The sequence below is a fragment of the Ureibacillus terrenus genome (genome assembly GCF_006569205.1).
In the GTDB taxonomy this organism is placed as follows: Bacteria; Bacillota; Bacilli; order Bacillales_A; family Planococcaceae; genus Ureibacillus; species Ureibacillus terrenus.
Genome location: NZ_VIGD01000001.1, coordinates 350253 through 362625 on the forward strand (window position 1 = coordinate 350253; position 12373 = coordinate 362625).

Annotated in this window: 11 protein-coding genes; all 11 read right to left on the bottom strand. The window is 44.1% G+C overall.

Going from position 1 to position 12373, the window contains the following annotated elements; genetic code table 11:
• Positions 1–44: 44 nt before the first annotated feature.
• The 11 genes from FKZ59_RS01820 to FKZ59_RS01870 all read right to left on the bottom strand — a co-directional run bounded on the left by FKZ59_RS01820 (position 45) and on the right by FKZ59_RS01870 (position 12171).
• On the bottom strand, positions 45–347 hold the full coding sequence (locus FKZ59_RS01820) for a rhodanese-like domain-containing protein (protein ID WP_141601024.1): 303 nt from the start codon (positions 345–347) through the stop codon (positions 45–47).
• A 93-nt stretch (positions 348–440) separates the two neighbouring features.
• Complete coding sequence (gene hfq, locus FKZ59_RS01825) at positions 441–665, bottom strand: RNA chaperone Hfq (protein WP_141601025.1); 225 nt, start codon at positions 663–665, stop codon at positions 441–443.
• Positions 666–719: 54 nt separating this feature from the next.
• On the bottom strand, positions 720–1652 hold the full coding sequence (miaA, locus tag FKZ59_RS01830; protein ID WP_141601026.1) for a tRNA (adenosine(37)-N6)-dimethylallyltransferase MiaA: 933 nt from the start codon (positions 1650–1652) through the stop codon (positions 720–722).
• Positions 1634–2545, bottom strand: a complete 912-nt coding sequence (locus tag FKZ59_RS01835) for an alpha/beta fold hydrolase (protein WP_246045777.1) — start codon at positions 2543–2545, stop codon at positions 1634–1636. Before FKZ59_RS01835 ends, miaA begins: the two co-directional genes overlap by 19 nt.
• Positions 2529–4187 (bottom strand): glycerol-3-phosphate dehydrogenase/oxidase, encoded by a 1659-nt coding sequence (locus FKZ59_RS01840; protein ID WP_141601027.1) that lies wholly within the window; start codon positions 4185–4187, stop codon positions 2529–2531. Before FKZ59_RS01840 ends, FKZ59_RS01835 begins: the two co-directional genes overlap by 17 nt.
• 34 nt (positions 4188–4221) lie before the next feature.
• A complete protein-coding gene (mutL, locus tag FKZ59_RS01845) occupies positions 4222–6114 on the bottom strand; it encodes a DNA mismatch repair endonuclease MutL (RefSeq protein ID WP_141601028.1) in 1893 nt (630 codons plus the stop codon).
• Between the two features lie 12 nt (positions 6115–6126).
• Entirely contained in the window at positions 6127–8700 is a 2574-nt protein-coding gene (mutS, locus tag FKZ59_RS01850) for a DNA mismatch repair protein MutS (RefSeq protein WP_141601029.1), read from the bottom strand.
• A gap of 134 nt (positions 8701–8834) precedes the next feature.
• On the bottom strand, positions 8835–9422 hold the full coding sequence (cotE, locus tag FKZ59_RS01855) for an outer spore coat protein CotE (RefSeq protein WP_141601030.1): 588 nt from the start codon (positions 9420–9422) through the stop codon (positions 8835–8837).
• A gap of 298 nt (positions 9423–9720) precedes the next feature.
• The gene (locus FKZ59_RS01860) at positions 9721–10158 is read right to left on the bottom strand and encodes a RicAFT regulatory complex protein RicA family protein (RefSeq protein WP_141601031.1); all 438 of its coding nucleotides are present in this window, start codon (positions 10156–10158) and stop codon (positions 9721–9723) included.
• Positions 10158–11699, bottom strand: a complete 1542-nt coding sequence (gene miaB / locus FKZ59_RS01865) for a tRNA (N6-isopentenyl adenosine(37)-C2)-methylthiotransferase MiaB (RefSeq protein WP_141601032.1) — start codon at positions 11697–11699, stop codon at positions 10158–10160. Before miaB ends, FKZ59_RS01860 begins: the two co-directional genes overlap by 1 nt.
• Positions 11700–11814: 115 nt before the next feature.
• Positions 11815–12171, bottom strand: coding sequence for a hypothetical protein (locus FKZ59_RS01870; protein WP_141601033.1), 357 nt, complete (start codon positions 12169–12171; stop codon positions 11815–11817).
• Positions 12172–12373 lie beyond the last annotated feature (202 nt).

Here is a 12373-nt window from a genome sequence, read left to right on the forward strand (position 1 = left end):
AGCAAATAAAAAGAGGAGTCCTTGCAGGAACTCCACCTCATCCATTATTTAAATTCCAATTCCCCATCGTAGGCTTCCATTCCGCCTTCAAGATTGACGGCATTAAAGCCTTGGGATTCTAGAAACTGGCATGCTTTTCCGCTTCGGTTTCCTGAACGGCAAACAATGATGTATTCTTTCGAAGGATCCAATTCCTCCAAACGTTCAGGAAGTTCTCCGAGAGGAATATGTACGGCGCCGGGGATCATGCCGTTTGCCACTTCGAAATCTTCGCGTACATCGATGATATTTAAATCTTCATTGGCATCCAATAGATTGATTAATTCTTCTGTTGTCATCGTTTTCATTTAAAACCCTCCAAATTATTCTAATCTGATTCTCTTTATTATAATTGACAAAATAAAAATCGGCGAGCAGAAAACCGCCGATTTCTTTGGAAATTATTCTTCTGGTTGAATCGAAACATTTTTGGATGGCGAAAACGTTGAAATGGCATGTTTATAAATTAAATGCTGTTTGCCTTCCGATTCGATTAACACCGTAAAATTATCATAGGACTTGACTGTTCCTTTCAATTGGAAACCATTTAATAAAAAGACCGTTACGAAAGTATTGCTTTTGCGCAAATTGTTTAAAAAAGTATCTTGTAAATTTATTGATTTCACACCGCACACCTCATCTATTTTTTTCTCTAATGTAAAATATTCGATAGGTTGATCCTAATTTCCTTCTTTATTATAAAAAAATTTAGACATTTTTATAATACTTTCCCAATCATTTCCTATCCATTGGACATCCATTTTGTTTCGGAAATAAGTCATTTGCCTTTTTGCGTACCGGCGGGAATTTTGTTTGATTTGCTCCACCGCCTCCTCCAAAGAAATTTTTCCATCCAAATAGTCATACAGCTCTTTGTAACCAATCGCTTGGACGGATTGGACATTCCGGATATTTTTTTTCCATAAACTTCGGACTTCCTCAAGCAAGCCCTGCTCCATCATCAAGTCTACCCGTTCATTGATGCGCCGATACAATTCTTCGCGGTCAATGTTCATGCCGATGATGAAATGATTGTATAGCGGTATGTTTCCGCGGTTCAATTCTTCCGATTGCCGGGAAACCCCATGAAGCTCGATCAGCTCCAATGCCCGGATGACGCGTCGGGTGTTGTTCGGATGAATTTTTTTCGCCGTTTCCGGATCGAGCGCGGCAAGTTTTTTGTGCATGGCTTCCGGTCCGATTTTCGCGAGCTCTTCATAATATTTTTTTCGGGCTTCTTTGTCGGCCTTTTCTCCGGTAAATTGAAAATCGTATAATACCGCCTGAATATACAAACCTGTGCCGCCGACAATGATCGGCAACTTCCTTCTGCTATGGATCTCTTTTATTTTTTGTCTCGCCAGCCGTTGATATTCCGCTACGGAAAAACTTTCATCAGGTTCTTTAAAGCTCAATAAATGGTGGGGAATCCCTTCCATCTCTTCCGGACGGATTTTGGCGGTTCCGATATCAAGCCCTTTATAGACTTGCATCGAGTCCCCATTGATGATTTCGCCGTCAAAGGCTTTGGCCATTTTGATGCTGAGCGCGGTTTTTCCTGAAGCGGTCGGACCAACGATGGCGACCACATCAATCAGCTTTTGTCGTTCCATTTCTTTAACCACCGTTTTATTACTTTATATACTAACTCTTTGCTTCGTTCATTCAATATTTCATGGCGCATGCCCTCAAAAAGATGAACCGCGACATGCTCCAGGCCAGCCTCCGTCAATTGTTCCGCCACCTGAAACACGCCTTTTCCATTATTTCCAACCGGATCGGCAGCACCGCTGATCAAAAGAACAGGCAAATCTTTGCGGATTTTTTTATTTTCCTCTTTGCGGCTGATCAGCAAGAGCCCGTCGGTCAAATCTTTAAAAAATTGATGGGTCGGAACAAATCCGCAATATGGATCATTGATATAGCTCTCCACCGCCTGGCCATCACTAGTCAGCCAATCAAAAGGGGTCTTCGGGTTTTCAAATTGTTTGTTGAAACTTGAGAAAGCCAACTCATTCATCCATTTGCTTTCCATTTCTTTACCCTGCATTCGTATAAGGGATTTGGCGAGCAGGTTGCCGATATAATGCAAAGCGGTCGTCGCGCCGGTTCCGCACAAAATGCATTGATGGACCAGGCTGGAATGAAGTTGAATGAATCTTCTTGCCAAAAAAGAGCCCATGCTATGGCCAAAGATTATGCGGGGGGCCTCTTTGTTCATCGTTTGATTGACAATCTCATAGACATCTTCCACGACCCGTTCAAAGCCGTCATCATCGCAAAAATAGCCAAGCTTTCCGCTCACTTCCCCCGTTTTTCCGTGGCCGCGATGGTCGGGTACGATTACCCGGTATCCTTCCAGATGGAGGAAGTTGGCGAAGTCATCATATCTCCCTCCATGCTCCCCCATCCCATGAAGGATATAAAAGTCCCCTATCGGATTTTCCTGTTCATAAATCCTTGTATAGATTTTTTGTCCGTCGCTCATCTCAAACCATCGCGCCACTTTCAATAAAATCACCCTTCGCATCTTGAATAAACTGGTTTAATTGCATGGTATAAAACAATCTTTCATCTTCAGAATAGCCAATCCTTTTGCCCATTATATCGATCACTGCCTCTTTTGTTTTCTCCACTTGCGGGATGTCAAAAAACATGAGGCCGGTCCTGCGGATGAAGAAATCGGCCGGCGTGTATGCCATTTCATAATCAATGCTATAAAGGAGCTGGGCGTACAACGATTTCGGAAGGGAATCGGGCAATTCTTCCGAATCCAGGTAAGCCAAAACCCGGTCCACATTGGTTCCATACATTTTGGCGAGCCGTTTTACTTCCTCAAAAGTTAACCCCGCCTTTGTCCCCTCCAAAGCCTTTCGATTTATAAAATCCTCGAAATTGGAGGAGCGCAGTCCTTCCGCGCCTGATAAAGATAATTTTTTCGTTTTGCATCCCGTGGCATGCCGGAATCGATGTTTTTTTACAATTTGATCCACAATTTTTTCGGCCATTTTCCGGTATCCGGTCAGTTTCCCTCCGGCAATGGTCATGAGGCCGCTTCGGGAAGTCCAGATTTCATCTTTCCTGGATATCGCGGAAGGCTGTGATTCTTTTTCATATATTAGAGGACGAATCCCGGCCCAGGAGGATTCCACATCATGTTCATGAAGAGAAAGAACCGGAAAGATTGCACGAAGGGAATTTAATAAATATTGGATATCCTCTTTGTCCGCAACCGGCCGGATCGGGTCCCCTTCATAAAAGGTATCGGTTGTGCCGACATAAACTTTGTTATTTCTTGGAATGGCAAAGACCATACGGCCATCGTCCACATCAAAATAGATGGCTTGCCGCAAAGGTAGAACCGCCTGATCAAACACGATATGAACGCCCTTTGTCAATTTCAAAGCTTTTCTTTTTCTATCATTGTGGACGTCTTTCTTTAACACTTCGTCAACCCAAGGACCTGCGGCATTCACAATTTGAGCGGCATGAATTGTTATTGTTTCCCCGGAAATTTCATCGCGAACTTTCGCGGCAACAATGCGATTATTTTCATATACAAAATCCGTTACTCGGGCATAATTCAAGCAAATGGCTTTATATTCCACAGCTTTCTTGATCACTTCAAGGACCAGTCTCGCATCATCCGTTTTATATTCCACATAGTAGCCTGCGCCGAGCAAACCGTCCTCTTTCAAAAACGGGACGAGTTCAAGGGCATCTTTTTTTGAAAGCATTTGACGCCGTTCAGATTTGCGGACGTTGGCCAATGAATCATAGATTCTTAATCCGATGGAAGTGGAACATTTCCCTAACGGGCCATCTTTGTAAATGGGAAGGAGCATTCTTTCGGGAGTTGTGACATGGATGCTGTTTTCATAAACGATTTCCCGCTCCCGCCCCACTTCCGAAACAAGGCGGAATTCCAGTTGTTTTAAATAGCGGAGACCTCCGTGGATCAATTTCGTCGAACGGCTGGAAGTGCCCGCTGCAAAATCCTGCATATCCACCAGTGCCACGGAAAGGCCCCTTGAGGCGGCGTCGAGGGCAATCCCCGCGCCCGTAATGCCGCCGCCAATCACCAGCACATCAAAAGAATAGTTGTTCAATAGACGCAACATTTCTGGGCGTTCTTTATATGAAAACATCCGATCTCCCCTTTTCCAAGTATGCCTCTTCCTCTTACATGACCCTTTTAAACATTTTTTCGATTTCGTAAGAAGAGAAATGAATCATCACGGGGCGGCCATGGGGGCATGTAAACGGGTTTTCCGCTTTGCGCAGGTCCCCAATGAGCGCTTCCATCTGCTCTTTTGTCAAATACTGGTTCGCTTTGATGGAACGCTTGCAGCTCATCATGATGGCGGCTTCTTCCCTCAGTTTTTTCACATCGGTTTTTCTCGTTTTCAAAACTTGCTCAATTAATTCTTCGATGATTTCCTGTTCGAATCCTTTTGGAAACCATGTCGGATGCTCCCTTACGACAAATGAAGACGGGCCGAAATCTTCAAGAAAAACCCCCACTTCTTCGAGCGCCTTCCGGTTTTCTTTTAAAATATATGCTTCATCCTGGGAGTAATGGAACGTTAACGGCAAAAGCAGCGATTGCCGCTCATTCGGATCCACTTCCCCCACTTTTTCTTTAAAATATTCATATTTGATCCGTTCCTGGGCGGCATGCTGATCGATTAAATAAAACCCGTCTTCCATTTGTGCCACGATATATGTGCCGTGTATTTGGCCGACCACTTCGAGGTCAGGGAAGGGCTCCTTCTTCTGTTGATCAATCCGCCCTTCCGAAGTTAGAGGCTCATCCAATCCATTTTTGGCTGCCATATCCTTTATTTCTTCATCCCCATTATCCTTGGCATCTTCGTCTTTTTGGTATGTCCATTCCTCTGTTTGTACCTCTGTAGCGGGATCCCCTTTCATCTCTGCCGCGGTGCTTTCATTTACGACGGACGCTTCTCCGGTCAAGCGCTCCACGATGGAATGGAATTTGGTTCCATCGATGGACGGCTGCTTCCAAATATTCATCTGTTCGCTGTATGGCCGCGCCTTCTTTTCTTTTTTCTGGGCCAATGGAACATTCATGTGCTCCCTGATGGCATTTCGGATGGTGTTTTCAATCAGCGGCAGCAAATCTTCCTCTTTGCTGAGACGGATTTGCAGTTTTGCGGGATGCACATTGACGTCCGTCAAATAAGGGTCGCCTTCAATGTACAAGACCACGATGGGATACCGCTCGATGGGCAGAAAAGTATGGTATGCATCAATGATGGTTTTTTGGATGACATAATGTTTTACCCATCGTCCATTGACAAAAATGGAAATGTAGTTTTTCGATGCCCTCGTCACTTCCGGCAGCGTCGCATAGCCATGGATTGTATAATCTTTTGTTTCGCCGCGGAAAGGAATCATTTTTTTCGCATTCTGCACCCCATAAATGGCGGCCAGCACTTGTTGGACGTTCCCCCTGCCATTCGTTTGAAGGATGGTGCTTCCGTTATGGACAAGTTTGAAGGAAATATTTGGATAACCAAGGGCGAGGCGGTTCATTAAATCGATGGAATGCCCAAGTTCCGTTTGGATGGTTTTTAAATACTTCAGCCTTGCCGGTGTATTGTAAAACAATTGGGAAACGGTAATTTCCGTCCCTTTTCTGAGGGGGCCGGGCTTTTTGGAAACAATGGTTCCTCCTTCCAGCTCCAATTCAATGCCCGATTCCCCGTCGGAAGTCACCAGTTTCAGTTTGGAGACCGCGGCGATGGACGCCAAAGCTTCCCCGCGGAATCCCAGGGTGCGGATGCGGAATAAATCCTGTTCCTTGGATATTTTCGATGTCGCGTGGCGTGAAAAGCATAATTGGGCATCGGTTTCATCCATGCCGCTTCCGTTGTCGATCACCTGGATGGAGGAAAGCCCGGCTTCTTCAAGAAAAACTTCAATGGAGGTGCTTCCGGCGTCTATGGCATTTTCCACAAGCTCTTTCACAACGGATGCCGGCCTTTCCACCACTTCTCCAGCCGCGATTTTATTGGACAGCCATTCATCCATGATCCGGATTTTGCCCATCGGTATCCCTCCCTATTTTTTTAACGATTGCTGCAATCGATATAATAGATTCATGGCTTCGATCGGCGTCATCGAAACGATATCGGCGCTTTGCAACCGTTCCAGAACTTCTTTTTCATTTGATTCCAGCTCATTTTTCTCCGGTTTCGGTTCTTCTTCAAACAAAGAAAGCTGAAGAGCTTCTTCCTTCTTCCGGGGCATCGGATGGTCCAATTGCTGGGATTCGAATTGTTCGAGCAGCCTTTGCGCCCTGTCGATGATTTCCTGCGGCATGTCGGCCAGTTTCGCGACATGGACACCGTAGCTCTTGTCCGCCGCGCCTTTTTTAACTTTATGCAGGAACACCACATTGCCATTTTTCTCTATTGCGCTCACATGGACATTCTGCAGGCGTCCGAGCTCTTCTTCCAATGCCGTCAGTTCATGGTAATGGGTGGAGAAAAGGGTGTTCGCTCCGATATGGTCATGGATATATTCCATCATCGCCTGGGCAAGGGCCATACCATCGTATGTGGATGTGCCCCGTCCAATTTCGTCGAACAATAACAAACTTCTTTCCGTCGCATTGGTAATGGCGTTCTGGCTTTCAAGCATTTCCACCATGAACGTGGATTGTCCGGATGCCAAATCGTCCGCTGCTCCAATCCGGGTGAAAATTTGGTCGGTAATCGGCAATTCCGCTTCGTCGCAAGGTACGTAGCAGCCCATTTGCGCCATGATGACAATGAGCGCCACTTGCCGCATATAAGTACTTTTCCCAGACATGTTCGGCCCGGTAATGAGCATCATATTTTTCTCTTCCGTCAATACGCAATCATTCGGTACATACCCTTGTTTATTCAACATTTTTTCGACGACCGGATGTCTTCCGGCGATGATTTTGATGCCTTTTCCATCATGGAATTTCGGCCTTGTGAAATGATATTTTTCGGATACTGCCGCAAAGCTTAAGTACACGTCCAATTCGCTGATCAGCGAAGCAAGCTGCTGCACGCGTGGAATATAGGCCTTCAATTGTTCCCTTAATTCCACAAACAGTTCATATTCAAGGGCCAAACTTTGCTCCTCCGCGTGAAGAATTTGCGTTTCTTTTTCTTTCAGTTCTTCCGTAATGAAACGCTCTGCATTGGCAAGGGTCTGCTTCCGATGATATCGGTTATAATCCACATTGGAAAGATTGGATTTTGTCACTTCAATATAATAGCCGAAAACGCGGTTGAAGCCGATTTTCAAATTTTTTATGCCTGTCCGTTCACGCTCTTTTTGTTCCAGCTGGGCAATCCAATCTTTTCCGTTCCGAGCGATATAACGCAATTCATCCAGTTCCTTGCTGTATCCTTCCCGGATGACGTCCCCGTCTTTGATGGCCACGGGAGGCTGGTCGGTGATGGCCTTGGAAAGCAATTGTTCGATATCTTCGCATGCATCCATTTTGTTCGCAAGCGTCACCAGTGTTTCTTTATTGCTTTCAATGAGTTTTTCTTTAATGGCAGGAACTTGTCTCAATGATTCGCGCAGCTGCGCCAAGTCCCTTCCTCCCGCGTTGCCAAAAGCAACCCGGCCTGCAAGGCGCTCCAAATCGTAAACCTGTTTTAACAACTCCCGCAACTCGTCCCGCAAGAAAAAATCGTCGATTAAATCCGTCACAATATCCAATCTTTCTTCAATCAAGGTCCGGTTTGCGAGAGGCTGATGAAGCCACTGCTTGAGTTTTCTTCCGCCCATCGCCGTAACCGTTTCATCCAAAATCCATAATAGCGTCCCTTTCTGGTCTTTGCCCCGGATGGATTGCAGCAATTCCAAATTACGTTTGGAATTGGCATCGATTTGCAAATATTGCTTCGCTTCGGTATATGTAAAAGGCTGGATATGGGATAAGGAACGCATTTGCGTCCGCTCAATGTATTGCAGCAAATATTTCGCAGCGCCATAACATTTTTTTGGCAAATGAATTAAATATTTGCCTGCTTTCTCCTCACCCATTTCCTCATTTTCAATGGACAACACGATGCCCAGATTGGCCGCCTGATCCTGAAGAAGCAGTTTTAACTCCTCCGTCACCACGAGCTCCCGGATATTGTACGCTTGCAGCTGCTGGAAGAGCCCCTTCGTGCCGCCCTCAATCAGGAAGGAGTTTGCTTCCCCCGTGGAAACATCCAAATAAGCAAAAGCAAACTCCTGTTCGGATAACCGTTCGGCACAGCCGATGAAAATATTGGATTTATTATCGATCGTTTTTCCTTCCACCAGCGTCCCAGGGGTGATGACCTGAATCACTTCGCGCTTGACAACGCCTTTCGCCTGCTTCGGGTCTTCCACCTGCTCGCAAATCGCCACTTTATACCCTTTGGATACCAAGGTTTCAATATAGCTTTGGGCGGAGTGATACGGAACGCCGCACATCGGCACCCGTTCATCACCACCCGCATCACGTCCTGTCAATGTAATTTCCAGTATTTGCGACGCTTTAATGGCATCATCAAAAAACATTTCATAAAAATCGCCTAACCGGAAAAAGAGAAAGGCGTCTTCATATTCCGCTTTTATTGCCAAATATTGTTGCATCATTGGTGTATATGTAGTCATGGTTTTCCCCCGCTTAAAATTCTCTAAAAAGTATTATAACACGGCAAAAATTATTGCGATAACCGTGAACGGAAGCTTTTTCTAAACATTAGAGCACCATCCTTTTGGTCCTTTGATGGTGCTCTCAGTGAAGATTATTGAAATGAAGAGGAGTCGTCGGCGGATTTTTTATTTTTATAATCGAATTCTTCTGATAAGCTTGAAGAGGATGATGAGCTGGATGATTCATCTTCATCATCGTCATCGTCGAAATTCCATTCTTCTTCAAATTCAATCGGATGTACAGAAACGACAACTTTTGTTTCACCAATCACTTCAACCAAAAATTCGCGTTCGATGACGATGTTGAAGCAGTCGCCTCTTTGATTGATGATCGCTTCGATGCAGTTCGGCTGCTGCAGCACTTTCACGTGCACTTCATTTGAATCATTGATAATCTCTTCATCGCGGTAATGCAATTTGATTCTGTCTTTATATGGAATCGTTTCAGTGTAAACAGCCGTTTTGGAATGGTTATTGTAAGCATACCATACGTTTACATCGAATTTGCCGGAAACCTCTACATATTTTCCGACTTTTTTCGCGGAATAGTGATGGTTGATCACCCAGCATCCCAGAATGCTTGTCGGCGTGTTCGGCGGACGAAGCATTTCACTGGATTCCGTACGTTTTTTCCCCTTTGCGATCACCGCTTTTGTCACGATTTGACGCAAACGTTTCACACTTTTTCCTCCTTTACATCTCGTCGCACTATTGTATGCGGCTAATGCCCAATTGGTGAAATATCAATTTTGTTTTCAACGAAATTTGTCAATGCCGGCCGGTGAATCTCCCAGTTTTCAATAGTGCATTCGCCTAACAAACATATAGTATTAAAGGAGCCGAAAAAGTGTTACGGTTTGCGGCAATTTTTTATCCCCCAAAGGAAACGGAAATGAGGGCTTCATTTCCTGTAAAATGTTATGAACGAAAAGAAAAAGCTACTGGAAAATCATTGCCTGATTTTCCTCGTAGCTTTCATCAAGAGCAGCTTCCGGGGCTTGAATTTTTGACTTTTGAACCGGTTTCGCCCGTCAACAGATTGCCTCCGGTTGATTCAATAATATCGTTAGTGACCGTCGTTGCAATGGCATTGGAAACCAGCTGCAGCAATTCATTAACTTCCAGCTGGGATTGTTTAAATTGTTGGACAACCGGAATTTCATCGATCTCTTTTTCAATCTCTTCAATTTTTTTCTCAACCAGTTTTAACGCTTTTTCTTTACCTAAATGTTGGAAGTTCACCGCTTGCTTCTGGAGCGATCTTAAACTGGCGATTTTTTCACGGACAAATTGGTTTTCATTGATTTGCGCTTCGGCTTTTTTGAAAAATTCCACTTCTTCCGTTTGGGCGATCATATGGGCAATTTCTTTCGCTTTTTCCACAATTTCATCTCTTGTATAAAGTTTGGTTGCCATTATACTTCCACCTCATCTCGTTTTACTACTTCCACAAATTCACCGCGCAAAGAGTATGAGCTCGCTTTCGTAATTTTTACTTTTACCAATTGGCCAATCAATTCTTTTGGCCCTACAAAGTTCACAAGTTTATTTCTTCTCGTGTAGCCGGCCAATACATCGCTGCGCTTTTTGCTTTCCCCTTCAACAAGCACTTCGACAATTTGGTTTTCGTATTTTTTCAACGCCTCCCGAGAAAATTCTTCCACCAGCTGGTTTAGGCGATATAAACGGTCTTTTTTCACTTCCAATGGCACGTTGTCTTTCATTTTTGCCGCCGGTGTTCCTTCGCGCGGCGAATAGATGTATGTGAAGGCGGATTCAAAGCCCACTTCACGATATAAATCAAGTGTTTCCTGGAACTGTTCTTCCGTTTCATTCGGATAACCGACGATGATGTCCGTTGTCAATGCCACATTCGGAATGGCCGCTTTAATTTTCCGGACGAGCTCCAAGAACTGCTCGCGCGTATATTTGCGGGCCATGATTTTTAAAATTTCATTGGATCCGGATTGAACCGGCAAATGAATGTGTTCCACCAAGTTTCCGCCTTTTGCAAGGACTTCGATTAAATGATCGTCAAAGTCGCGAGGGTGGCTCGTTGTAAAACGGATGCGCGGAATATCAATTTTGCGCAGTTCATCCAATAAATCGCCGAGGCGATAGTCGATATCCGTGAAATCTTTTCCGTATGCATTTACGTTCTGGCCAAGAAGCATTACTTCTTTATAGCCTTTGGCCGCAAGTTCCCTTACTTCCCGGATAATCTCTTCCGGTCTGCGGCTGCGCTCTTTTCCGCGCGTATATGGAACGATGCAGTATGTGCAGAATTTATCGCAGCCGTACATAATGTTCACAAACGCTTTGATGGAGCCATGACGGGCCTTCGGAAGGTTTTCAATCACGTCCCCCTCTTTTGACCAAACTTCTATGACCATTTCTTTGGACATGTACGCATCTTTTAAGAGATATGGCAAGCGGTGTATGTTATGGGTGCCAAACACCATGTCGACATGTTGATATTGTGTCAAAATTTTATTGACAACGGATTCTTCCTGGGACATGCATCCGCATACGCCAAGAAGCATGTCTGGCTTTTCGCGTTTATATTTTGCAAGCAACCCGAGTTCGCCAAACACTTTATTCTCCGCATTTTCCCGAATGGCACATGTATTTAAAAGCACGACATCCGCATCTTCGACCGTTTCCGTCGGTTCATAACCGAGCTGCATAAAGATGCCGGCCATTACTTCAGAATCGTGTTCATTCATTTGGCAACCATATGTGCGAATATAAAATTTGCGCCCTTTCCCCATTCCTTCAAGTTCTTCCGGAATGGTGAAATCTTTATAATATTTCACTTCTTCTTTCCCGCGTTTTTTCGCTTCTTTTAAAGAAGGAGCGGTAATGACCCGTTCAAAATATTTGCTGTAATCTTTTTCGGTTTTTTGCGGCTTTGGCTGGACCGCCTGATTATTCGCTAAACGTTGTTCTTCGTTCATTGATTATGAATAACTCCTTTCTCCTGGATTCAAAGAGGAATCCCATTTTAATATTATAACGAAAACTTGATCGCCAGGACAATAAGAATCATACAATATGCACTTTTTGACATATTTATCGTTCCGATAAAAAAAGGTCATATTGTCGCTGATCCTTTTCTTTTAAAATCGCTAAGAAAATCATGCAATATTCGACAACGGCATGCCAATTCACCGCATATTGCTGTTCGAAGCGATGTTTTGACATTTTCAATACCGATTTGAAGAGCCCGGTCGGTTCAATGCCTTTTTCATTTAAAAACCCCAAGAAAGCGAGAAAGTTTTTATGGTCTTCTACTGTCAGTTTTTTATCATCTACAAGCTTATCAATTTGTTCGCGATTTTGAAAAGAATTTGCTTTGCGGAACAGCTTCAACATTTGTTCCTCTTGTTTTTTCTTTTTTAAGGAAATGAAATCAATGATATTGTCCAATGGAAAGACCTCGATTTCTTTACCGAATTTTATTCAATTTCCGTTCTTGCTATCATCCATATTACCCTTTTTTTAGCTTTTAGAAAAAGAATTTCAAATGAAAATAAAAAAAATCGGTTGATTCATGCAAAAAGAATTTCCTAGGAAATTTTGTTCATGCCATAAAAATAATGAAGTACCATCAACAAAAGAACTGCCGGAA

Excerpts from the sequence above, each read along its gene's own strand:
- FKZ59_RS01860 (WP_141601031.1), bottom strand. The coding sequence starts at position 10,158 with ATGGCAACCAAACTTTATACAAGAGATGAAATTGTGGAAAAAGCGAAA.
- mutS (WP_141601029.1), bottom strand. The coding sequence starts at position 8,700 with ATGACTACATATACACCAATGATGCAACAATATTTGGCAATAAAAGCG.
- miaA (WP_141601026.1), bottom strand. The coding sequence starts at position 1,652 with ATGGAACGACAAAAGCTGATTGATGTGGTCGCCATCGTTGGTCCGACC.
- FKZ59_RS01820 (WP_141601024.1), bottom strand. The coding sequence starts at position 347 with ATGAAAACGATGACAACAGAAGAATTAATCAATCTATTGGATGCCAAT.
- mutL (WP_141601028.1), bottom strand. The coding sequence starts at position 6,114 with ATGGGCAAAATCCGGATCATGGATGAATGGCTGTCCAATAAAATCGCG.
- FKZ59_RS01840 (WP_141601027.1), bottom strand. The coding sequence starts at position 4,187 with ATGTTTTCATATAAAGAACGCCCAGAAATGTTGCGTCTATTGAACAAC.
- miaB (WP_141601032.1), bottom strand. The coding sequence starts at position 11,699 with ATGAACGAAGAACAACGTTTAGCGAATAATCAGGCGGTCCAGCCAAAG.